Genomic DNA, 21,401 nt, shown 5'->3' with positions numbered 1-21,401 from the left:
GGGTGCTGTCATCGCACCCGGGGCCTTCGCCGTGCCCGTACGGGTACCCGTTCCCGTTCCCGTACCCGTACCGGATCAGAGGATCGAGGACTCCGGGCTCGGGGTGCCGGAGTCCGAGGGGGCGCCGAGGCTCGCGGAGGCGGAGCCGTCCGGGCTTCCGGTCGCCGGGGCCGAGGACGTGCTCGCCGAGGGCGACGGGGTGCTCGACGAGGACGAGGCCGACGGTGAGGGAGTGGTCGCGCTGGGGCTCGCGGTCGGGCTCGACGAGGACGGCGAGGGCGGCACGACCACCGGGCTCGACGAACTCGGCCGGGTCGGCGGGCGGGTGGTGGCCGGGGCCGTCGTCGGCGCCTTCGTCGTGGTCGGCGGCGCGGTCGTCGGGCTCGGACTGTCCGAGGCCGAGGGCGTACCGGAACTGCTCGCGGCGTCGGTGGCGCCCGGACTCGACGAGGAGCTCGACGGGGAGGCGCTGCCGGAGGCCGAGGGGCTCGGGGAGCCGGAACCGGACGGCGAACCGGACGCGTCGGCCCCCTCGGTCTCGCCCTCGCCCGGACCCGCCTCGCCCTCGGCGGGCGGCTCGTCGCCCCCGCTGCCGTCGGTGGCGCCCTCGGTGGCGGTGCTGTCGGAGGTGACGCGGTTGGTGGCGGGGTCGTCGGCGTTGCCGGAGGTGGCTCCGATCGTGACGACGGTCCCGAGCACGGCGACGAGGAGCGCGCCCGCGCCGACGGCGACGAGGTTGCGCCGGGCACCGGCGAGGAGGCCGCCCGCGAATCCGCGACGGCCGCCGTCCCGGTCCTCCTCGGCGGGCTGCCGGAGGACGGTCGGCCCCTCGTCGACGAAGTCGGCATAGGCGGCCAGGTCCCCGAAGGCGGCCCCGCCGACGGCGGACCGCCCGCCCCCGAGGCCCCCGGGGCCACCGAGCGACCGGGAGGCCGCGCCGGGGCGGGAGGGGCCGTGCGGGCCGGAGGCGGCATGCGGACCGGCGGCGCCGGGCCCGCCGGAGGCCGCGCCGGAGCCGAGGGCGCCGAAGGAGCCGGCGGCACCGGACCCGCCGGAGCCCCCGAGCGGGCCGGAGGCCGTGCCGGGGCGGGAGGGCCCGTGCGGGCCGGACGCGGCAGGCGTCCCGCCGGCGCCGGGCGCGAAGGCTCCGAAGGAGTCGGCGGCGCCGGGGCCTCCCGGCGTGCCGGAGGCCCCTCGCCGGTCCGGGGCGCCGAAGGGGATCGGGCCGAGTGAGCCGAGGGCGCCCGGCGGGGCCAGGAGGGCCGGGGTGCCGCGCGGCGGCGAGGCGGGGTCCTCCGCGCGGGGCGCGACGGGGCCCACGTGCTCGCCCGCGAGGTCGGCGACGAGCGCGAGGGCCCGGCGGCCGGCGACGGTGCCGCGCTTGTCGGCGAGGACGCCGCGCATCGCGATGGACGCCTCCAGCTCGGCGCGGGCCCGCTCCAGGTTCCCGCCGCAGATCGCGAGGACGCCGAGCTCGTGGTGGAAGTACGCCTCCTCGGCGACGTCCCCGGTGAGTCGGGCGGCCTCCTGCCCGGCGCGCAGCGCGCGCTCCCAGGCGCCCCAGTGGAGCCCGGCCGCGAAGGCGGGGGCGGCGGCGCGGGCGAGGAGTACGGCGGTGGCGTGACGCTCCTCGTCACCGGCGGCGGCGGCACCGGCGGCCAGGCCGGTGCCGGTCCCGATCCCCGTCCCGGCGCCCGTGCCGGTCCCGATGCCCGTGCCGGTCCCGGTCCCGCTGCCGGGCGTTCCCGGTTCCGCTCCTCCCGGTCCCGTCGTCAGGAGCCCCGTGAGCGCCGCGAGCAGCGCGTCGGCCTCGGCGGCGGCGCGCTCGGGCGTGACGGAGGGGTGGGCGGCCCACCAGGCGTAGTGCTGGGCCGCGGTGTGGACGCGGTCGGCGGCATCGTGCTCGTACCCGTGCGCGAGGAGCTGCGTGAGGACGCCGGTGGCGAGGCGGTAGCGGCCGCCGACGGGGGTGAGGAGGCCGCAGGCGAGGAGTTCGCCGAGGGCCGCGTCGGCGTGGGTGTCGCCGACGAGGGCCGGCAGGTGGGCCTGGTGCGGGAGCTCGCCGCCGAGGGCGACGGCGAACCGCAGGGTGGCCTGGGCGGAGCGGCCAAGGCGCGAGGCGAGGAGCGCGGCGGGCGCGGCGCCCTCGCCGAGGGTGGGCAGGGGTATCTCGCGGAGTTCGACGTCGGGGTCGATGCCGTCCCAGGCTGCCGCCGCGACGGCCGCCGCGGCCTCGGGGTCGGTGGGCCCGAAGGCCTCCTCGAGCGCGCCGAAGGCGTCGAACTCGGCGGGGGTGACCCGCAGCCGGTCGCGCTGGCGCAGGAGCGCCCCGGCCTGGACGAAGCGGAGCGGGAGACCCTCGGACTCGAACCAGAGGTCGCCGGCCCAGTTGGCCTCCTCCTCGGTGAGGGGGCGGCCGACGGCGCTCTCCAGGAGGCGCAGCGCGGAGGCGCGGCCGAGCCCGGTGAGGGCGACCTCCTCGACGGGGGCGTCGGGCGAGGGGGCGGGGGCGTCGGGCCCCGCGGCGAGGAGGAAGGCGCACTCGGGGGCCGCGGCGAGGAGCTCGTCGAGGGCGGCGCCGCCGAACTCCAGGTCGTCGACGACGACGATCGCGCCGATGTCGGCGAGCCGCTCGGGGAGCGCGGCCCTGTCGGGTCGCTGGTCGGGGGCGTACCGGACGGCGGTGAAGAGCTCGTGGAGGAGCTCGGTGAGGGTGCGGTGGTGGCCGGAGAGGCGGACGACGCCGTCGGGGGCGAGCTCGGCGCAGTCGGCGGCGACGGCGTCGAGGAGGGCGGTGCGGCCGGACCCGGCGGGGCCGGTGAGGCGGGCGGAGCGGCCGCGTCCGAGGGTCGCGGCGAGGCGTTCGCGCTGCTCGTGGCGTTCGAGGAGCGGCAGCTCGGGGGCGGCGGGGCCGGGCGGTACGGAGGGGGCGGCGGCCCGGGCGGCCTCGGCGCGCTCCTCGGGGGTGCGGGGGCGCGGGGCCTCGGGTTCCTGGCCCGGCGGGCAGGGGGCTATCTCGCTGCCGTCGACGGGGTTGACGGTGAGGAGGAGGTCGCCGGAGAAGACACGGGCGACGCGGGCGCGGGCGGGCACGCCCGGGGAGCGCTCGGGCAGGGCCGATCCCGGTGCGGGGCGGGCGTCCTCGACCTCGGCGTCGTGACCGTACTGCTCCGCCCCGGTGTTGATCGGGTCCATGGTCCAAGCCCCCAAGAAGCGGTGTCCGGTGCCCGCGGGGTGGGTCCGTCATTGTGCAGGCGAGCGAACCCTAGACCGTGGTCAGGCGGGCGGGAACAGCCGGGGTGCCGCAGAGACCAAGACGTCACGGTCTTGTGAGGATTGCGCGTGACGCCTGGTTCACACAGTGGCTTCACAGGCTCCTGAGGTTCACACCCGGCGGAGTGCACGACGGCCGGGGTTCACACCCGGGGCAGGGACTCCAGCGCGAGCCCGCCCTCGATGGCGAGGATGCGGTGCAGCTTGGTCGCGACGAGCAGCCGCTGCATCTGGGGCGGCACCCCGCGCAGCACGAGGCGCCGCCCGCAGCGTCCGGCCCTGCGGTGGGCGCCCATGATCACGCCGAGTCCGGTCGCGTCCCAGGAGTCGAGGCCGGTCAGGTCGAGCACGAGGTCGCCGACGCCGTCGTCAACGGCCGAGTGCAGGACCGTACGGGCGTCCGCCGCGCTGCGGACGTCGAGGCGGCCCCCGACGACCAGCTCGACGTGGTCGCCCCTGATGTGCATATGTGCTCCCCGGGAGTGCTCCGTCTTCGAAAACATTGGGCATACATCTGACTGTCGCGCCGGCAGAAGCGTTGCGCCTTGTCAGCGAACCGGTGCCGAAATTCACCCCACGGAGTGAGGTTTCGAAAGCCGGCCGGGATCAGTACGTGTAGTAGCCCTGCCCGCTCTTGCGGCCGATGTCACCCGCGTCCACCATCCGGCGCATCAGCTCCGGCGGTGCGAACTTCTCGTCCTGGGACTCGGTGTAGATGTTGTTGGCCGCGTTCACGAGGATGTCGATGCCCGTGAGGTCGGCGGTGGCGAGCGGTCCCATGGCGTGGCCGAAGCCGAGCTTGCACGCGATGTCGATGTCCTCGGCGGTGGCGACGCCGGACTCCTGGAGCTTGGCGGCCTCGACGACGAGGGCGGCGATGAGCCGGGTGGTGACGAAGCCGGCGACGTCGCGGTTGACGACGATGCAGGTCTTGCCGACGGACTCGGCGAACTCGCGGGCGGTGGCGAGGGTGGCGTCGCTCGTCTTGTAGCCGCGGACGAGCTCGCAGAGCTGCATCATCGGGACGGGCGAGAAGAAGTGGGTGCCGACGACGGCCTCGGGGCGCTCGGTCACGGCGGCGATCTTGGTGATCGGGATCGCGGAGGTGTTGGAGGCGAGGACGGCGCCGTCCTTGGCGACCTTGTCGAGCGAGCGGAAGATCTCGTGCTTGACGTCGAGGTTCTCGAAGACGGCCTCGACGACGACGTCGGCGTCGGCGACGGCCTCGAGCTCGGTGGTCGCGGTGATGCGGCCGAGGGCGGCCTCGGCGTCGGCGGCGTCGAGCTTGCCCTTGGCGACGAAGCGGTCGTAGGACGCCTTGATGCCGTCGGTGCCGCGGGTCAGGGCGGCGTCGGTGACGTCACGGAGGACCACGTCCCAGCCCGCCTGCGCGGAGACCTGAGCGATGCCCGATCCCATGAGTCCGGCTCCGATGACGGCAAGCTTCCTGGCCACGTCGTTCCACCCCTTAACGCCTGTTCACTTCTGGTTCCTCGCGGAGATTAGCGCTCGCGGAGCGCCATGTGACCGTGAAGTAATGCGCGTCACGCCTTCTTTGACGGACGTCACACCGACGACACCCCTTCGGGGAGATCTAGGGTGGGTCCATGGTCAATCTGACGCGCATCTACACCCGTACCGGCGACCAGGGCACCACGGCTCTCGGTGACATGAGCAGGACCGCCAAGACGGATCTGCGGATCTCGGCGTACGCCGACGCCAACGAGGCGAACGCCGCCATCGGCGCGGCCGTCGCCCTCGGGCAGCTCGACGAGGAGGTGGTGAAGGTCCTCGTCAGGATCCAGAACGACCTGTTCGACGTCGGCGCGGACCTCTGCACCCCGGTCGTGGAAGACCCGAAGTACCCGCCGCTGCGCGTCGAGCAGTCCTACGTCGACAAGCTGGAGGCGGACTGCGACCGCTTCCTGGAGCCGCTGGAGAAGCTGCGCTCCTTCATCCTGCCGGGCGGCACGCCCGGTGCGGCGCTGCTGCACCAGGCGTGCACGGTGGTCCGGCGGGCCGAGCGCTCCACGTGGGCGGCCCTTGAGGTGCACGGCGAGACGATGAACGCCCTGACCGCGACCTACCTGAACCGGCTGTCAGACCTGCTCTTCATCCTTGCCCGTACGGCCAACAAGGAGGTCGGGGACGTGCTCTGGGTCCCGGGCGGGGAGCGCTGACCCCTCCTCGCGTCCCGTGGGCGGCTTCTTCGGCCAGACCACGTAGGTGAGCACGATCAGCCCGTGGATGCCGACCACGCGCCAGACGCCCGCGATCGAGGCCTCCAGCTTCGAGGTGTCGCCGTCCCCGCCGACGTACCAGACCGCGGCGAGCAGGAGGGCGGCGGCGACGGAGGCCGCGACGACCGAGCCGAGCCAGATCTGCGCCTCGTGCCGGGCGCGGGCCATGCCGTACCGCGGCGGCTTCACGGGCGGCGGGCCGCCGCCGAGGCGGTGGGCGGCGTGGCCGTCGAGCCACTTCACGGTCCGGTGGCCGTGGCCGACGGTGTAGCCGATATAGATGGCGGCGAGCCCGTGCCGCCAGCTCGGTTCGGCGCCGTTCTTGAGGTCGACCGCCGTGACGACGAGGAGCAGGACCTCGAGGAGCGGCTCGCACAGCAGCAGCGCCATGCCGAGCCTCGGCCTCTTCAGCAGGTACCGGGCGGCGAGACCGGCGGCCAGCAGTACCCAGAAGGCCACCTCGCAGACGACGATCAACGTGACGATCACGGCGGTTCCCCTTTCGCTTCCCTCTTCGAGGCTCCCGTGGGAACGGCCCGGTCGCGTCGTCGCCGGTGACGAACCGCGTCTACATCCTTCGACGGAGGCGCGGCGCGGCCCCGTCGGCCCCGACGGGGAGGTCCGGCGGCGCCCCACCGTGTTGGATGTGTACGTGACACTCCCCCGCCCGCACCGCGTCGACCTGCTCATCGCCGTCTCGGGACTCGCCTGCGGGCTGCTCCTGTGGTCCTTCGGGCTGTACACGACCGGGGACCGCGTCTTCGACCAGCGGTGGGCCGCGCTGGTCCCGCTCGCGGTGATGTCCGCGACGGAGGCGGTGCGCCGGACCCTGCCGGGGACGGCGCTGGCCGTCGGCTCGCTCGCGCTCGTGGCGGACCAGCTCACCAACGGGAACCTGGCGACGGTCCTGATGTACACCGACGTCGTCTACGCGTCCGTGGTCTACGGCTCCCCCGCCCAGGCCCGCCGCGTCCCCTACACGACCGCGCTGGTCACGGTCGGCGTGACGGTCGGCTTCCTGGTGTGGTGGCAGAACGCCGTCGCCCTGCTCGTCGGCGTGATCACCGGCATGGTGTCCTTCCTGCCGGCCGTGACGGGCGCGGTCGTCCGCAACCACCGCGAGGCGGCGGAGTCGGCCCGGCTCCGGGCCGAACAGACCGCGCTGCTCGCCGAGATGGACCGGACGCAGGCGGTGGTGGCGGAGCGCTCGCGGATGGCGCGCGAGCTGCACGACATGGTGGCGAACCACCTCTCGGCCATCGCGATCCACTCCACGGCGGCGCTGTCGCTCGACGAGCCGGCCACCACCCGGCAGGCGCTGACGGTGATCCGCGAGAACAGCGTGGCCGGTCTCGCCGAGATGCGGCGGCTCATCGGGCTGCTCCGGGACGGCAGCGGGGACACGGAGCCGGCCGCCGCGCCGACCCTCGCGGGCCTGGACGCGCTCCTGGCGCAGGCGGCGGCGAACGCGGAGCCGAGCGGTCTCGTCCTCGTCCTGGACGACGGCCGGGAGAGCGCGGCGGGCCTTCCGGCGCCGGTGGAGCTGGCCGCGTACCGGATCGTGCAGGAGTCCCTGACGAACGCGCTCAAGCACGCGGCGCCCGGCGAGGTCCGGGTGGCGCTGGCCCGCGCGCCGGGTGCCCTGAGGGTCGAGGTGACGAGCCCGTACGGGGAGCGTCCGGGTCCGAGCGCGCCCGGTTCGGGTGCGGGCCTGGTGGGGATGCGGGAGCGGGTGGCCCTGCTGGGCGGGGTCTTCGAGGCGGGCCGGGTGACGGACGGCGAGGGACGCGGATGCTGGCGGGTCCGGGCGGAGCTTCCGGTGGACGCGCACGACGAGGAGCGGGCATGACGACGGAGACGGCACACGAGGGCGCGGGGACCGTACGGGTCGTGGTCGCCGAGGACCAGGCGGCCGTACGGTCGGGGCTCGTCCTCATCCTGGGCAGCGCGCCGGACATCGAGGTCGTCGGCGAGGCGGCGGACGGCGAGCGCGCGGTGGAGCTCGCGCGCGAGCTCCGGCCGGACCTGGTCCTCATGGACGTGCAGATGCCCCGGATGGACGGGGTGACGGCGACCGGGATCGTCGTCGCGGAGGGCCTGGCGGACGTGCTCGTCCTGACCACCTTCGACCTCGACGCGTACGTGTTCGGGGCGCTGCGCGCGGGCGCGGCGGGCTTCCTCCTGAAGAACGCGGACGCGCACGAACTCGTGGAGGCGGTACGGACGGTGGCGCGCGGCGAGGGGACGGTGGCCCCTGCGGTGACCCGCCGTCTGCTCGCGGAGTTCGCGGCGTCGAGCCGCGCCTCGGCCCCGCCGGCGGACCCGGGGCGCCTCAACGTCCTGACGCCGCGCGAGCGGCAGGTGCTCGCGGCGCTCGGGACGGGCCTGTCGAACGCGGAGATCGCGGTGCGGCTGGACATGGCGGAGGCGACGGTGAAGACCCACGTCAGCAAGGTCCTGGGCAAGCTGGGCCTGCGGAGCAGGGTCCAAGCGGCCGTCCTAGCACAGGAGTTGGGGGTATAGGCGGAGAACGGCAACGTTGGTCTGGACCTCTTGACGGTTGGTCCAGACCTTTCTACGCTCGCGGGGCGCGCGCATCTTCACGGCACACGGACCACCCCCACCTTGCACCGTCCGCAACTTGAGGAGCACCGTTGAGCACTCAAGCACCGTCGCGCAGAACAGGGTTCAGAGCCCGGACCGCCGCCGGACTGACCGCCCTGATCCTGCCGCTGGCCGCCATGGTCGGCCTCGCCACCCCCGCCGAAGCGGCCACCTCGGCCACGGCCACGTACACCAAGGGCTCCGACTGGGGCACCGGGTTCGGCGCCAGCTGGACCGTCAAGAACACCGGAACCACCACGATCAGCTCGTGGACCGTCGAGTGGGACTACCCCTCCGGCACCCGGGTGACCTCCGCCTGGGACGCCACCGTCACCAACTCGGGCGACCACTGGACCGCCAAGAACGTCGGCTGGAACGGCACCCTGGCCCCCGGCGCCTCCGTCTCCTTCGGCTACAACGGCTCCGGCCCCGGCGCGCCGAGCAACTGCAAGATCAACGGCGCCCCCTGCGACGGCACCAGCCAGCCGGGCGACAACCCGCCCTCGGCCCCCGGCACCCCCGCCGCCTCCAACATCACCGACACCTCGGTGAAGCTGACCTGGACCGCCGCCACCGACGACAAGGGCGTCAAGAACTACGACGTCCTGCGCGACGGCACGAAGGTCACCACCACCACGGCCCTCAGCTACACGGACAACGGGCTCACCGCCGGCACCGACTACAGCTACACGGTCGTCGCCCGCGACACCATCGACCAGACCGGCCCGGCGGCCGGCCCCACCCCCGTCCGCACCACGGGCGGCGGAGGCGGCACGCCGAACCCGAACGCCGTGAAGATGGGCTACTTCACCAACTGGGGCGTCTACGGGCGCAACTACCACGTGAAGAACATCGTGACCTCGGGCTCCGCGTCCAAGATCACCCACATCAACTACGCGTTCGGCAACGTCCAGGGCGGCAAGTGCACCATCGGTGACGCCTACGCCGACTACGACAAGGCCTACACCGCCGACCAGTCCGTCGACGGCGTCGCCGACACCTGGGACCAGCCCCTGCGCGGCAACTTCAACCAGCTGCGCAAGCTGAAGAAGGCGTACCCGAACATCAAGGTCCTCTGGTCCTTCGGCGGCTGGACCTGGTCCGGCGGCTTCGGCCAGGCCGTCCAGAACCCGACCGCCTTCGCCCAGTCCTGCTACGACCTGGTCGAGGACCCGCGCTGGGCCGACGTCTTCGACGGCATCGACCTGGACTGGGAGTACCCGAACGCCTGCGGCCTCACCTGCGACACCAGCGGCGCCGCCTCCTTCAAGAACATGATGCAGGCCATGCGCGCCAAGTTCGGCGCCAACAACCTGGTCACGGCGGCCGTCACGGCCGACGGCTCCACCGGCGGCAAGATCGACGCCGCCGACTACGCGGGTGCCGCGCAGTACATGAACTGGTTCAACGTGATGACGTACGACTTCTTCGGCGCCTGGGACGCCAAGGGCCCGACCGCCCCGCACTCCCCGCTGACCTCGTACGCCGGCATCCCGAAGGCGGGCTTCAGCTCCGCCGAGGCGATCGCCAAGTTCAAGGCGAAGGGCATCCCCGCCAACAAGCTGCTCCTCGGCATCGGCTTCTACGGCCGCGGCTGGACCGGCGTCACCCAGTCCGCCCCCGGCGGCACGGCGACGGGCCCGGCGACGGGCACGTACGAGCAGGGCATCGAGGACTACAAGGTCCTCAAGAACAGCTGCCCCGCCAACGGCACCGTCGCCGGCACGGCCTACGCCCACTGCGGCACCAACTGGTGGAGCTACGACACCCCGTCGACCGTCACCTCCAAGATGACCTGGGCCAAGAACCAGGGCCTCGGAGGCGCGTTCTTCTGGGAGTTCAGCGGTGACACCACCAACGGCGAGCTCGTCGGCGCCATCAACACCGGTCTGAACTAACCCGCGACACACGAGAGCGGGGGCCGGTGCCCAGGCACCGACCCCCGCTCTCTCATGTCTACGCGACGTTCACCCGCTGGCCGGGAGGCGCCGCCTCCAGCCAGGCCATGAAACCGGTCCGCGCGTCCTCGCTCATCGCGAGCTCCAGACGGACCCCGTCGTACGTGCACGCCTGGATCACCGCGTCGGAGAGGAGCGCGAGCTCCTCCTCGCCCTCCGGCATCCGGCGCTCCAGGGCCACGATGGCCGAACGCTCCAGGACGCGGCGCGGCCGGGGCGCGTACGAGAAGACGCGGAACCAGGCGATCTCGTCACCGCTGTAGCGGGCGACGCCGTACACCCACCCCTTGCCGGTCGGATCCGGCTCGTCGGGGATGTCCCAGCGCAGGGAACAGTCGAAGGTGCCGCCGGCACGCTGGATCAGCCTCCGGCGCAAGCCGAAGACGAAGAGTCCGATCACCACCAGTGCGACGACCAGGCCGCACACGAGCAGAGCGAGGAACATCTTCACCGACCTCCTCGCTGCGTCCCGTAGCCGTCGTCCGGCCGAACCGAATACACCTGCAACTGCGTCTGCATCGCCTCAGCCGCGGCACGGTCTGGAACATTCCAGCCGTGCCGCGGCTGAGGGCACTACTACTCGGCGCGGACCGTCAGCGGACGGACACCGCGCGCAGGCGGACCTCCGCGCGCCGCTCGGCGGCGGCGTCGGAATCCGTCTTCGCACGCTCCAGCGCGCGCTCGGCGCGCTGGGCGTCGATCTCGTCCGCCAGCTCGCAGATCTCCGCGAGCAGAGACAGCTTGTCGTCGGCGAAGGAGATGAATCCGCCGTGGACGGCGGCGACGACGGTCGCGCCCTCGCTCGTACGGATGGTCACCGGGCCCGACTCCAGCACACCGAGCAGCGGCTGGTGGCCGGGCATGACGCCGATGTCGCCGGAGGTGGTACGCGCGATGACCAGGGTGGCCTCGCCGGACCAGACACTCCGGTCCGCGGCGACCAGCTCGACGTGCAGCTCAGCAGCCAAGGGTGGCTCCTCGGGTCACCACCCGGCGGTCGTGCCGGGTGTTGGGGTCAATTCTAGTGGGCGTGGTGAGAGGGGCGGGACGGATCCCGCCCCTCTCGGGCGAGCACGGGGCTCAGGAGACGCCGAGCTCCTTGGCGTTGTTCTTGAGGTCCTCAAGGCCACCGCACATGAAGAACGCCTGCTCCGGGAAGTGGTCGAACTCACCGTCGCAGATCGCGTTGAACGCGGCGATCGACTCGTCGAGCGGAACGTCCGAACCGTCCACGCCGGTGAACTGCTTCGCCGCGTGGGTGTTCTGGGACAGGAAGCGCTCGACACGACGCGCGCGGTGCACGACGAGCTTGTCTTCCTCGCTGAGCTCGTCGATACCGAGGATCGCGATGATGTCCTGGAGGTCCTTGTACTTCTGCAGGATTCCCTTGACGCGCGTGGCGGCGTCGTAGTGGTCCTGCGCGATGTAGCGCGGGTCCAGGATGCGGGACGTGGAGTCCAGCGGGTCCACGGCCGGGTAGATGCCCTTCTCGGAGATCGGACGGGAGAGAACCGTCGTCGCGTCGAGGTGGGCGAAGGTGGTGGCCGGGGCCGGGTCGGTCAGGTCGTCCGCGGGGACGTAGATCGCCTGCATCGAGGTGATCGAGTGACCACGGGTCGACGTGATGCGCTCCTGGAGGAGACCCATCTCGTCGGCCAGGTTCGGCTGGTAACCCACGGCGGACGGCATGCGGCCGAGCAGGGTCGAGACCTCGGAACCGGCCTGCGTGAAGCGGAAGATGTTGTCGATGAAGAACAGCACGTCCTGCTTCTGCACATCGCGGAAGTACTCCGCCATGGTCAGACCGGCGAGGGCGACGCGGAGACGGGTGCCCGGGGGCTCGTCCATCTGGCCGAAGACCAGCGCGGTCTTGTCCAGAACGCCGGACTCTTCCATTTCCGCGATGAGGTCGTTGCCCTCACGGGTGCGCTCGCCGACGCCGGCGAAGACGGAAACGCCCTCGTGCAGCTTGGCCACACGCATGATCATTTCCTGGATCAGAACGGTCTTGCCGACACCGGCACCACCGAACAGACCGATCTTTCCACCCTTGACGTACGGGGTGAGAAGGTCGACGACCTTGAGGCCGGTCTCGAACATCTCGGTCTTCGACTCGAGGTCCGCGAACGCCGGGGCCTTGCGGTGGATGGACCAGCGCTCGCCCACCTCGGACTCGGCGGCCGGGTCGTTCAGGATCTGGCCGAGCGTGTTGAACACGCGGCCCTTGGTGACGTCGCCGACGGGCACCGTGATGCCGTCGCCGGTGTCGACCACCGGGGCCTGGCGGACCAGACCGTCGGTGGGCTGCATCGAGATCGTACGGACGATGCCGTCACCGAGGTGCTGCGCGACCTCGAGGGTCAGCGTCTTGAGCTTGCCCTCCTCGGCCGGGTCGGCGACCTGGACGTGCAGGGCGTTGTAGATCTCCGGCATCGCGTCGACGGGGAACTCCACGTCGACGACCGGGCCGATGACCCGGGCGACGCGGCCCGTGGCGGCGGCCGTCTCAACAGTGGTCGTCATTACTTGTCACTCCCCGCGGTCGCGTCGGCCAGGGCTGCGGTGCCACCGACGATCTCGCTGATTTCCTGGGTGATTTCGGCCTGGCGGGCCGCGTTGGCAAGTCGGGAGAGGTTGTTGATCAAGTCTCCCGCGTTGTCGGTGGCCGACTTCATCGCGCGGCGCGTGGCGGCGTGCTTGGAGGCAGCCGACTGGAGCAGCGCGTTGTAGATCCGGCTCTCGACGTAGCGCGGCAGCAGGGCGTCGAGGACGTCCTCCGCCGACGGCTCGAAGTCGTACAGCGGGCGGAGGGTGTCCGGCTCGCCGGCCTCCTTCGCCACCTCGTCGAGGCTGAGAGGCAGCAGCCGGGCCTCGACCGCCGTCTGGGTCATCATCGAGACGAACTCGGTGTAGATGATGTGGAGCTCGTCCACGCCACCCTCGGCCGTGTCCTTCTCGATCGCCTCGATCAGCGGGGCCGCGACCTTCTTGGCGTCCGCGTACGTGGGCTCGTCCGTGAAGCCGGTCCACGTGTCGCTGAGCTTCCGCTCACGGAAGTTGAAGTGCGCGACGCCACGGCGGCCGACGACGTAGATGTCGACCGCGCGGCCCTCGCCCTCCAGCTTCTGGATGAGCTTCTCCGCCGCCTTGATGGCGTTGGAGTTGAAGGCACCGGCCAGACCGCGGTCGCTCGAGAGGAGCAGGACCGCGGCGCGGCTCGGGTTCTCCGCCTCGGTGGTGAGCGGGTGCTTGTCGTTCGCACCCGTCGCCACCGCCGTGACCGCGCGGGTGAGCTCGGTCGCGTACGGCGTGGACGCCTGCACCTTGCGCTGCGCCTTGACGACACGCGAGGCGGCGATCATCTCCATCGCCTTGGTGATCTTCTTCGTCGCGGTGACGGATTTGATGCGACGCTTGTAGACCCGGAGCTGCGCTCCCATGAGTCAGGTCCCTTCCGTCGTCACTTCGAGACGTTGACGGCGGGGGCGTCCGCGCCGAGCAGCTTGCCGTCAGAGGTCTCGAACTGCTGCTTGAACTCGGCGATGGCGTCGGCGACGGACGTCAGGGTGTCGTTCGACATCTTCTTGCCCTCGCGGATGGAGGTCATGAGACCCGAGTGGTTCTGGCGCAGGTACGCCAGGAGCTCGGCCTCGAAGCGACGGATGTCGGCGACCGGGACGTCGTCCATCTTGCCCGTGGTACCGGCCCAGACCGAGACGACCTGGTTCTCCGTGGGCATCGGCTGGTACTGAGCCTGCTTGAGCAGCTCGACCATCCGCTGACCGCGCTCCAGCTGCGCCTTCGAGGCGGCGTCCAGATCGGAACCGAAGGCCGCGAAGGCCTCGAGCTCACGGAACTGGGCCAGGTCGACACGGAGGCGACCGGCGATCTGCTTCATGGCGGGGTGCTGGGCGGAGCCACCGACACGGGAGACCGAGATACCGACGTTCAGGGCCGGGCGCTGGCCGGCGTTGAACAGGTCGGACTCCAGGAAGCACTGGCCGTCGGTGATGGAGATGACGTTGGTCGGGATGAACGCCGAGACGTCGTTCGCCTTCGTCTCGACGATCGGGAGACCGGTCATCGAGCCGGCACCGAGCTCGTCCGAGAGCTTCGCGCAGCGCTCGAGGAGACGCGAGTGCAGGTAGAAGACGTCACCCGGGTAGGCCTCACGGCCCGGCGGGCGGCGCAGCAGCAGCGAAACGGCACGGTAGGCGTCGGCCTGCTTCGACAGGTCGTCGAAGACGATCAGGACGTGCTTGCCCTGGTACATCCAGTGCTGACCGATGGCGGAACCGGTGTACGGCGCCAGGTACTTGAAGCCGGCCGGGTCGGACGCCGGGGCGGCGACGATCGTCGTGTACTCGAGCGCACCGGCCTCTTCCAGGGCGCCGCGAACGGACGCGATGGTCGAGCCCTTCTGGCCGACGGCGACGTAGATGCAGCGGACCTGCTTGTTCACGTCGCCCGAGCGCCAGTTGTCACGCTGGTTGATGATCGTGTCGACGCACAGCGCGGTCTTGCCGGTCTGACGGTCACCGATGATCAGCTGACGCTGACCACGGCCGACCGGCGTCATGGCGTCGACGGCCTTGTAGCCGGTCTCCATCGGCTCGTGCACCGACTTACGGGCCATAACGCCCGGGGCCTGCAGCTCGAGGGCACGGCGGCCCTCGGTCGCGATCTCGCCGAGACCGTCGATCGGGTTACCGAGCGGGTCGACGACGCGACCCAGGTAGCCCTCACCGACACCGACGGAGAGGACCTCGCCGGTGCGCTGCACCGACTGACCCTCCTCGATGCCGCTGAACTCGCCGAGGACGATCGCACCGATCTCGCGCTCTTCGAGGTTCAGCGCGAGACCGAGGGTCCCGTCCTCGAACTTCAGCAGCTCGTTCGCCATGGCCGAGGGAAGACCCTCGACCTTCGCGATGCCGTCACCGGCCAGGCTGACCGTGCCGACCTCCTCGCGCGAGGCCGCGTCCGGCTGGTACGACTGGACGAAGTTCTCCAGTGCGTCCCGGATCTCCTCCGGCCGGATCGTGAGCTCCGCCATCTGGGTTCCCTGCTCTCCTTGTTGGGCCCGAAGTTTCTTAAGGGGTCTGGGGGCCGACCCCCAGGAATCTTCTGCAATCTCTGCACGGCCCAACCGGGCCGCTGGTGATGCTGTGATGCTGTGTTGCTGTGGCTGCTGCCGTCAGCCGGCCAGACGACGGGTCGCCTCGCCGAGGCGCTCCGCGATGGAGCCGTTGATGACCTCGTCGCCGATCTGCACGGTGATCCCGCCGAGGACCGCGGGGTCCACGTCGAGGTTCAGGTGCATCTCCCGGCCGTACAGCTTGGCCAGGACGGCACCGAGGCGCTGCTTCTGCTGGTCGGACAGCGGGACCGCCGAGGTGACGACGGCGACCATCCGGTTCCGGCGCGCCGCGGCGAGCTTGGAGAGGGACTCGAGTCCCGCTTCCAGGCTACGTCCCCGGGGCTGGGTCACCAGACGGATCACCAGGCGCTCGGTGGTCGCCTCGGCCTTGCCGCCGAGGAGGCTGCTGAGCAGCTCCTTCTTGGCGGTGCCCGTGGCGGCCTTGTCCGTCAGCGCCGAGCGGAGCTCGGGGCTGGAGGACACGATCCTGCCGAACCGGAACAGCTCGTCCTCGACGGCGTCGAGCGTGCCCGACTTCTGCGCCGCGGTGAGGTCGGCGGTGCTCGCCAGTTCCTCGGTCGCGTCGACCAGGTCGCGCGAACGCGACCAGCGGTTGCGCACCATGCCCGAGACGAGGTCGACGGTCTCGCCGCCCACCTGACCGTTCAGGAGTCGCTGCGCGAGCTCGGCCTTGGCCTCACCCGACTGCGCGGGGTCGGTCAGGACCCGGCGCAGCGACACCTCACGGTCGAACAGCGCGGTGACTGCGGCCAGCTCGTCCGAGAGCTTCGTCGCGTCGACCGAGGTGTTGTCGGTCAGCGCGTCGAGGGACTCACGGCCGGCGGCCAGTGCCTCGCGGCTCGCTCCGTTCATCGGACGGCCTCGGCCTTCTCCTCAAGCTCCTCGAGGAAGCGGTCGATGGTGCGGCTCTGGCGGGCGGCGTCCTCGAGGGACTCGCCGACCAGCTTGCCGGCCAGGTCGGTGGCGAGCTTGCCCACGTCCTGACGCAGCGACGCGGACGCGGCCTTGCGGTCGGCCTCGATCTGCGTGTGGCCGGCCGCGATGATCTCCTCGCGCTGGCGCTGGCCTTCCGCCTTCATCTCCTGGATGATCGCGGTGCCCTGCTCCGTCGCCTCCTGGCGAAGACGCGCGGCCTCGTGGCGGGCCTCGGCGAGCTGGGCCTTGTACTGCTCCAGCACGCTCTGAGCCTCGATCTGGGCCGACTCGGCCTTCTCGATGCCACCCTCGATGGCCTCGCGACGCTCTTCCAGAACCTTGTTGATGTTCGGGAGGAGCTTCTTGGCGAGGAAGCCGAAGACGATGACGAAGGCGATCAGGCCGATGACGAGCTCGTCGAGATGCGGGATCAGAGGAGGCTGGGGCTCCTCCGCTGCCGCAAGAAGCAGAGCGTTCACATCAGTGCCTTCCGTAAAAAGAATCGGGCAGTCGGTCCGGCTTACTGGTAGACGAAGCCCATGACGATGCCGATGAGGGCGAGCGCCTCACAGAAGGCGAAGCCCATGATCTGGTTGGTGCGGATCAGACCGGCGGCCTCGGGCTGGCGGGCGAGGGCCTGCGTGCCGTTACCGAAGATGATGCCGACGCCGACGCCGGGGCCGATCGCCGCGAGGCCGTAGCCGATGGACGCGACGTTGCCGACGAGGGTGGTCTTGGCGGAGTCGCCGGGGGCGGCGAGGTTGACCAGTTCGAGAGCAGCGGACATGCCGTTACTTCCTTCTCTTTCAATGACCCGGTGGGGGTTGGCCACCGGACGACTGTTGGATTGGGGGTGTAGCTACGATCCGGGACGGATCGGCTCAGTGGTGCTCGGAGAGCGCGCCCTGGATGTAGCTGCAGGCCAGGAGCACGAAGACGTACGCCTGGACGGCCTGGATGAAGAGCTCGAAGGCGGTCATCACGAGGACCATCACGAAGGAGGCGCCGGCGTAGACGAAGCCGATGCCGTTCATGAGGTACCAGGTGGCCAGCGAGAACATCACGATCAGCAGGTGACCGGCGAACATGTTCGCGAACAGTCGGACCGCGTGCGTGAAGGGCCGGATGACCAGGTTCGAGAAGAACTCGAGGAGCATGATCAGCGGGAGGATCGCGCCCAGGGACTTGTCGTACCCGAGGATGTTCTTCCAGCCGCCGGCGAAGCCGTGCTTCTTGAAGGTCAGCGACACCCACATCACGTAGACGATCAGCGCGAGGGCCGCCGGGAAGGCGATCAGCGACGTGACCGGGAACTGGGCGAGCGGGATGATCGACCAGAGGTTCATGATCCAGACGAAGAAGAACAGCGACACCATGAAGGGGACGTACTTCTCGCCGTCCTTCTTGCCGATGATCTCGTAGACGATGCCGCGGCGCACGAAGTCGTAGCCGGCCTCGCCGACCATCTGCATCTTGCCGGGGATCAGCTTGGGCTTGCGGAAGGCGGCCCAGAAGAACCCGACGACCACGATCGAGCCCAGGATCGCGAGCAGCATGGGCTTCGTGAACTCGAAGCTTCCCCACGTGGCGATCGGCTCGTACATGAACGTGTGCAGGCCCGGCGCCGGGAAGCCACATCCGGTGAAGATGTGGCAATCCGGGTCGAAGGCAAGCGTCTGGTCAGCACTCACCGCGGGCTCCTTCAGCGTGGCGCATAGGTACGGCAACCTCGTTGTGTCGGCGCGGCACGCAGCCGCGGGTCGGCACTGGACTGGTCTTACGGATAAGGGGGCGGCGGTTCGGCATCGAGCCTCGCGCTGGGACAGGCGTCTCGGATGCCCGCGCCCGCAGTGCCGCAGTTGGCACCGGACGATAGCAGGAAGCCGAACACCGCTTTATCCCGGCCCTACCTTTCACGACTTCGACCCCGTGTTTCCGGGGTCGATGTACGCGATCTTGGCCTTCATGTAGGCCCGGGCCTGTGCGGCGACCCACACCACGGTCGTCGCGAGCAGCGTGAAGGCGAAGGCCTTGAAGTCGAACAGCGTCGTGTCCTTCAGCAAGGCCAGGAAGATGAAGAGCACCAGCAGCTGGGCCGTGTAGAGCATGAGCCCCATGGCCTGGAAGAGGTGCGGAAGCGACTTCGCCGTCCGCTGCAGAACCACCTGCCCGACGCCCATGAAGAGGATCACGAGCAGCGTGCCGACGACGGCGCCGATCGCCCCCTTGCCACCGGCGACCACCCCGCTGACGACGGTCGCGACTGCGCCGACGACAGCGGTGGGAACGATGGTGTGCAGAAGGATGCGTGCGTCGTTGGACGGCATGGCGGTGTCTCCGCTTGCTGGAGGGGGCGATGGTGTCGTCAAGGACGAGCGTAAGCCCGGTCCGAGGTGGGTCTCGGGGCCAACAGACCGTCGCACTACGGTCTTTCGGCACTGGCGCCGGGTCTCGTGAACCGTATCACAAACTATTTGAATAGGTCTTTACCCGTGAGGTGTGCCAACTGTCACACATGAGAGTTACGGCGCGCGTGTGTGCGCGACAAGCGGGTGCCTTGTCTGGTAATGGCCGCGGATGCGGCATTCGTCAACTCGGCGTTCCGGCCTTCCGCCTATCGGTGAGGCCCTCGCGGTTGCCGATGGCGGTGGCGCCGTGGAGCCCCGCGGGCACCGGAAGCTTCTCCTCCGTCACCAGGGCCTCCTGGGCCGGCCTGCGGCGCCGGTAGCGCGGCGGGACGACCTTCTGGGCCCAGCGCGGTGCGCGCGGCGTGAAGCGCGGCAGCAGGAGCAGGACGAGGCCGATGGCGCTCAGCACCGTGATCCCGAGCACGATCCACATCGACGCCGAGTGGACCGAGTACGCGAGCGTCCCGAAGGCGATCAGCGCGGACCAGAAGTACATGATCAGCACCGCGCGGCTGTGCGAGTGGCCGATCTCCAGCAGCCGGTGGTGCAGGTGTCCGCGGTCGGCCGCGAAGGGCGACTGGCCCTTCCACGTACGGCGCACGATCGCGAGGACCAGGTCCGCCATCGGGATCGCGATGATCGTCAGCGGCAGCACGAGCGGGATGAAGACCGGCAGGGCCGCGTGCGTGGCCTCACGGGTCGAGCCCTCGAAGAGCTTCAGGACGTCCGGGTCGACCTGGCCGGTGATCGAGATCGCCGAGGCGGCCAGGATCAGGCCGATGAGCATCGATCCCGAGTCGCCCATGAAGATCCGCGCCGGGTGCATGTTGTGCGGGAGGAAGCCCAGGCACATGCCCATGAGGATCGCGGCGAAGAGCGTCGCGGGGGCGGCGGCCTCGATCGTGTAGCCGTACCAGAGCCGGTACGCGTACAGGAAGAAGGCGGCGGCGGCGATGCAGACCATGCCGGCGGCGAGACCGTCGAGGCCGTCGACGAAGTTCACCGCGTTGATCGTGACGACCACCAGGGCGACCGTCAGGAGCGTGCCCTGCCCCGGGGTCAGGGCGACCGTGCCGACGCCGGGGATCGGCAGCCACAGGATCGTCAGACCCTGCGCGACCATCACACCGGCCGAGATCATCTGCGCGCCCAGCTTGATGAGCGCGTCCAGCTCGAACTTGTCGTCGAGGACGCCGATCAGCCAGATCAGCGCGGCGCCGGAGAGCAGCGCGCGGGGCTCGTTCGACAGCTCGAAGACGCTGCTGAGGTTCTGGAGGTGGTCGGCGACCAGCAGTCCCGCGCACAGCCCGAAGAACATGGCGATGCCACCGAGCCGCGGAGTCGGTTCTCGGTGCACGTCGCGGGCGCGGATCTCCGGCATCGCCCCGGTCGCGATGGCGAACTTCCGCACCGGCCCGGTCAGCAGATACGTCACCGCAGCCGTGACACAGAGCGTCAGCAGGTAATCACGCACGGGCTGCCCCACAGGAATCGCTGGCCATCTCAGCCCCACACCCTAGCCGTGCCGTCCATGTGCTGGGAGACACGTCGGCCACCCGAACGGTTCCGCCCGGGCTCCGCTCAGCGTCCATACGGGGGAAATCGGCCGGTCAGCTCCCGTACCTCCGCCCGTACGCGGGCCGTCTCCGCGGCGTCGTCGCGCAGCGCGGCCGTGAACAGGGCCGCGATCCTCGCCATCTCCGGGGCGCCCATCCCCTGCGTGGTGACGGCGGCCGTGCCGAGCCGGATCCCGCGCCCGTCCCCGTACGGGAGGGCGCAGGTGTCGAGCACCATGCCGGCGGCGGCCAGCCGCGCGCGGGCGGTGCGGCCGTCGATGCCGAGCGGTGCCGGGTCGGCGGTGATCAGGTGGGTGTCGGTGCCGCCGGTCGTCAGGGCGAAGCCCTCGGCGGCGAGCGCGGCGGAGAGTACGCGCGCGTGTTCCACCACCTGATGGGCGTACGCGGCGAACGCCGGGGTGGACGCCTCGCCGAACGCGACCGCCTTCGCGGCGATCGTGTGCATCTGCGCGCCGCCCTGCGTGAAGGGGAAGACCGCCCGGTCGATCCGGTCGGCGAGCTCGGCGCCGCACAGGATCATCCCGCCGCGCGGCCCGCGCAGGACCTTGTGGGTGGTCGCGCAGACGACGTCCGCGTACGGGACGGGGTTCGGCGCCGCTCCCCCGGCGACGAGCCCGATGGGGTGGGCGGCGTCGGCGATGAGGTACGCCCCCACCTCGTCGGCGATGGACCGGAAGACCGCGTAGTCGAGGTGGCGGGGGTACGAGATCGAGCCGCAGACGATCGCCTTGGGGCGGTGGTGGCGGGCGAGGGCGGCGACCTGCTCGTAGTCGACGAGCCCGGTCTCGGCGTCGACGCCGTACGGGACGAAGTCGAACCACCGCCCGGAGAAGTTCGCGGGCGAGCCGTGGGTGAGGTGTCCGCCGTGGTCGAGCCCCATGGCGAGGACGGTGTCCCCCGGCCGCAGGAGGGCCGCGTACGCCGCCAGGACGGCCGAGGAGCCGGAGTGCGCCTGCACGTTGGCGTGCTCGGCCCCGAAGAGCGCGGTGACCCGGTCCACGGCGATGCGCTCCACGGCGTCGGCGTACTCGCAGCCGCCGTGGTGACGGGCACCGGGATAGCCCTCGGCGTACTTGTTGGCGAGCGGCGAACCGAGCGCGGCCAGCACGGCGGGCGACGCGAAGTTCTCCGCCGCGATCAGCTGGAGACTGTCCCCCTGCCGCCGCACCTCGCCGAGCAGCACATCGGCGACCTCGGGGTCCTGGCGGCGCAGTACGCCGAGGTCGCTGAGGTCCTCATCGGGTGGCGCGGTGACCGGCATGCAA

At 70.9% G+C, this 21,401-nt stretch carries 20 protein-coding genes; 4 read left to right on the top strand and 16 right to left on the bottom strand.

Going from position 1 to position 21,401, the window contains the following annotated elements; all coding sequences use genetic code 11:
- Positions 1–75: 75 nt before the first annotated feature.
- The 3 genes from AB0G79_RS25200 to AB0G79_RS25190 form a co-directional block, all read right to left on the bottom strand.
- Positions 76–3,195 carry an ATP-binding protein gene (locus AB0G79_RS25200; protein ID WP_360810115.1) on the bottom strand — a complete coding sequence of 1,040 codons (3,120 nt, stop codon included), beginning with the start codon at positions 3,193–3,195 and terminating at the stop codon, positions 76–78.
- Positions 3,196–3,416: 221 nt separating this feature from the next.
- A complete protein-coding gene (locus AB0G79_RS25195) occupies positions 3,417–3,740 on the bottom strand; it encodes an STAS domain-containing protein (RefSeq protein WP_015036221.1) in 324 nt (107 codons plus the stop codon).
- Between the two features lie 139 nt (positions 3,741–3,879).
- Positions 3,880–4,728, bottom strand: coding sequence for a 3-hydroxyacyl-CoA dehydrogenase family protein (locus AB0G79_RS25190; protein ID WP_360810113.1), 849 nt, complete (start codon positions 4,726–4,728; stop codon positions 3,880–3,882).
- A gap of 152 nt (positions 4,729–4,880) precedes the next feature.
- Here AB0G79_RS25190 and AB0G79_RS25185 point away from each other — a divergent pair, with 152 nt between their 5' ends.
- A complete protein-coding gene (locus AB0G79_RS25185; protein ID WP_360810111.1) occupies positions 4,881–5,453 on the top strand; it encodes a cob(I)yrinic acid a,c-diamide adenosyltransferase in 573 nt (190 codons plus the stop codon).
- Here the strand turns inward: AB0G79_RS25185 and AB0G79_RS25180 are convergent.
- On the bottom strand, positions 5,373–6,002 hold the full coding sequence (locus tag AB0G79_RS25180) for a hypothetical protein (protein ID WP_360810109.1): 630 nt from the start codon (positions 6,000–6,002) through the stop codon (positions 5,373–5,375). The two genes, AB0G79_RS25185 and AB0G79_RS25180, sit on opposite strands and share 81 nt — an antisense overlap.
- A 163-nt stretch (positions 6,003–6,165) precedes the next feature.
- On the opposite strand from AB0G79_RS25180, the gene AB0G79_RS25175 reads away from it, so the two are divergent.
- The 3 genes from AB0G79_RS25175 to AB0G79_RS25165 all read left to right on the top strand — a co-directional run bounded on the left by AB0G79_RS25175 (position 6,166) and on the right by AB0G79_RS25165 (position 10,015).
- Entirely contained in the window at positions 6,166–7,362 is a 1,197-nt protein-coding gene (locus AB0G79_RS25175; protein WP_360810107.1) for a histidine kinase, read from the top strand.
- A complete protein-coding gene (locus tag AB0G79_RS25170; protein ID WP_360810105.1) occupies positions 7,359–8,036 on the top strand; it encodes a response regulator transcription factor in 678 nt (225 codons plus the stop codon). The genes AB0G79_RS25175 and AB0G79_RS25170 overlap by 4 nt, the downstream gene beginning before the upstream one ends.
- A 218-nt stretch (positions 8,037–8,254) precedes the next feature.
- Positions 8,255–10,015 (top strand): glycoside hydrolase family 18 chitinase, encoded by a 1,761-nt coding sequence (locus AB0G79_RS25165; RefSeq protein WP_360810224.1) that lies wholly within the window; start codon positions 8,255–8,257, stop codon positions 10,013–10,015.
- Between the two features lie 58 nt (positions 10,016–10,073).
- Here the strand turns inward: AB0G79_RS25165 and AB0G79_RS25160 are convergent, their stop codons facing one another.
- From AB0G79_RS25160 to glyA, 12 genes are all read right to left on the bottom strand, one after another.
- Complete coding sequence (locus AB0G79_RS25160; protein WP_024761908.1) at positions 10,074–10,520, bottom strand: DUF2550 domain-containing protein; 447 nt, start codon at positions 10,518–10,520, stop codon at positions 10,074–10,076.
- A 148-nt stretch (positions 10,521–10,668) separates the two neighbouring features.
- Entirely contained in the window at positions 10,669–11,043 is a 375-nt protein-coding gene (locus AB0G79_RS25155) for a F0F1 ATP synthase subunit epsilon (protein ID WP_189799849.1), read from the bottom strand.
- A gap of 112 nt (positions 11,044–11,155) precedes the next feature.
- Positions 11,156–12,598: a F0F1 ATP synthase subunit beta gene (gene atpD / locus AB0G79_RS25150; RefSeq protein ID WP_360810103.1), complete on the bottom strand. Its 1,443-nt coding sequence runs from the start codon at positions 12,596–12,598 to the stop codon at positions 11,156–11,158.
- Positions 12,598–13,515, bottom strand: coding sequence for a F0F1 ATP synthase subunit gamma (locus AB0G79_RS25145; RefSeq protein ID WP_360810101.1), 918 nt, complete (start codon positions 13,513–13,515; stop codon positions 12,598–12,600). Before AB0G79_RS25145 ends, atpD begins: the two co-directional genes overlap by 1 nt.
- 20 nt (positions 13,516–13,535) lie before the next feature.
- The gene (gene atpA, locus AB0G79_RS25140) at positions 13,536–15,131 is read right to left on the bottom strand and encodes a F0F1 ATP synthase subunit alpha (protein WP_360810099.1); all 1,596 of its coding nucleotides are present in this window, start codon (positions 15,129–15,131) and stop codon (positions 13,536–13,538) included.
- Positions 15,132–15,272: 141 nt separating this feature from the next.
- Positions 15,273–16,088 (bottom strand): F0F1 ATP synthase subunit delta, encoded by an 816-nt coding sequence (locus AB0G79_RS25135; protein ID WP_360810097.1) that lies wholly within the window; start codon positions 16,086–16,088, stop codon positions 15,273–15,275.
- A complete protein-coding gene (locus AB0G79_RS25130; protein WP_360810095.1) occupies positions 16,085–16,630 on the bottom strand; it encodes a F0F1 ATP synthase subunit B in 546 nt (181 codons plus the stop codon). Before AB0G79_RS25130 ends, AB0G79_RS25135 begins: the two co-directional genes overlap by 4 nt.
- Positions 16,631–16,671: 41 nt before the next feature.
- Positions 16,672–16,938 carry an ATP synthase F0 subunit C gene (gene atpE / locus AB0G79_RS25125; protein ID WP_055599282.1) on the bottom strand — a complete coding sequence of 89 codons (267 nt, stop codon included), beginning with the start codon at positions 16,936–16,938 and terminating at the stop codon, positions 16,672–16,674.
- A 94-nt stretch (positions 16,939–17,032) separates the two neighbouring features.
- Entirely contained in the window at positions 17,033–17,842 is an 810-nt protein-coding gene (gene atpB / locus AB0G79_RS25120) for a F0F1 ATP synthase subunit A (RefSeq protein WP_360810093.1), read from the bottom strand.
- A 222-nt stretch (positions 17,843–18,064) separates the two neighbouring features.
- A complete protein-coding gene (locus tag AB0G79_RS25115) occupies positions 18,065–18,478 on the bottom strand; it encodes a hypothetical protein (protein ID WP_360810091.1) in 414 nt (137 codons plus the stop codon).
- Between the two features lie 262 nt (positions 18,479–18,740).
- Complete coding sequence (locus tag AB0G79_RS25110) at positions 18,741–20,033, bottom strand: MraY family glycosyltransferase (protein ID WP_360810089.1); 1,293 nt, start codon at positions 20,031–20,033, stop codon at positions 18,741–18,743.
- 107 nt (positions 20,034–20,140) lie between these two features.
- Positions 20,141–21,397 carry a serine hydroxymethyltransferase gene (gene glyA, locus AB0G79_RS25105; RefSeq protein ID WP_360810087.1) on the bottom strand — a complete coding sequence of 419 codons (1,257 nt, stop codon included), beginning with the start codon at positions 21,395–21,397 and terminating at the stop codon, positions 20,141–20,143.
- Positions 21,398–21,401: the final 4 nt, after the last annotated feature.

It is taken from the genome of Streptomyces sp. NPDC020807 (assembly GCF_040641575.1).
Classification (GTDB): Bacteria; Actinomycetota; Actinomycetes; order Streptomycetales; family Streptomycetaceae; genus Streptomyces.
The sequence above is the reverse complement of the archived record's forward strand: the minus strand, read 5'-3'. Positions and strand labels throughout refer to the sequence as shown.

Excerpts from the sequence above, each read along its gene's own strand:
- atpA (WP_360810099.1), bottom strand. The coding sequence starts at position 15,131 with ATGGCGGAGCTCACGATCCGGCCGGAGGAGATCCGGGACGCACTGGAG.
- AB0G79_RS25145 (WP_360810101.1), bottom strand. The coding sequence starts at position 13,515 with ATGGGAGCGCAGCTCCGGGTCTACAAGCGTCGCATCAAATCCGTCACC.
- AB0G79_RS25135 (WP_360810097.1), bottom strand. The coding sequence starts at position 16,088 with ATGAACGGAGCGAGCCGCGAGGCACTGGCCGCCGGCCGTGAGTCCCTC.
- AB0G79_RS25195 (WP_015036221.1), bottom strand. The coding sequence starts at position 3,740 with ATGCACATCAGGGGCGACCACGTCGAGCTGGTCGTCGGGGGCCGCCTC.
- AB0G79_RS25200 (WP_360810115.1), bottom strand. The coding sequence starts at position 3,195 with ATGGACCCGATCAACACCGGGGCGGAGCAGTACGGTCACGACGCCGAG.
- atpE (WP_055599282.1), bottom strand. The coding sequence starts at position 16,938 with ATGTCCGCTGCTCTCGAACTGGTCAACCTCGCCGCCCCCGGCGACTCC.
- AB0G79_RS25185 (WP_360810111.1), top strand. The coding sequence starts at position 4,881 with ATGGTCAATCTGACGCGCATCTACACCCGTACCGGCGACCAGGGCACC.
- AB0G79_RS25115 (WP_360810091.1), bottom strand. The coding sequence starts at position 18,478 with ATGCCGTCCAACGACGCACGCATCCTTCTGCACACCATCGTTCCCACC.
- atpD (WP_360810103.1), bottom strand. The coding sequence starts at position 12,598 with ATGACGACCACTGTTGAGACGGCCGCCGCCACGGGCCGCGTCGCCCGG.
- AB0G79_RS25165 (WP_360810224.1), top strand. The coding sequence starts at position 8,255 with ATGGTCGGCCTCGCCACCCCCGCCGAAGCGGCCACCTCGGCCACGGCC.
- AB0G79_RS25170 (WP_360810105.1), top strand. The coding sequence starts at position 7,359 with ATGACGACGGAGACGGCACACGAGGGCGCGGGGACCGTACGGGTCGTG.
- glyA (WP_360810087.1), bottom strand. The coding sequence starts at position 21,397 with ATGCCGGTCACCGCGCCACCCGATGAGGACCTCAGCGACCTCGGCGTA.
- AB0G79_RS25160 (WP_024761908.1), bottom strand. The coding sequence starts at position 10,520 with ATGTTCCTCGCTCTGCTCGTGTGCGGCCTGGTCGTCGCACTGGTGGTG.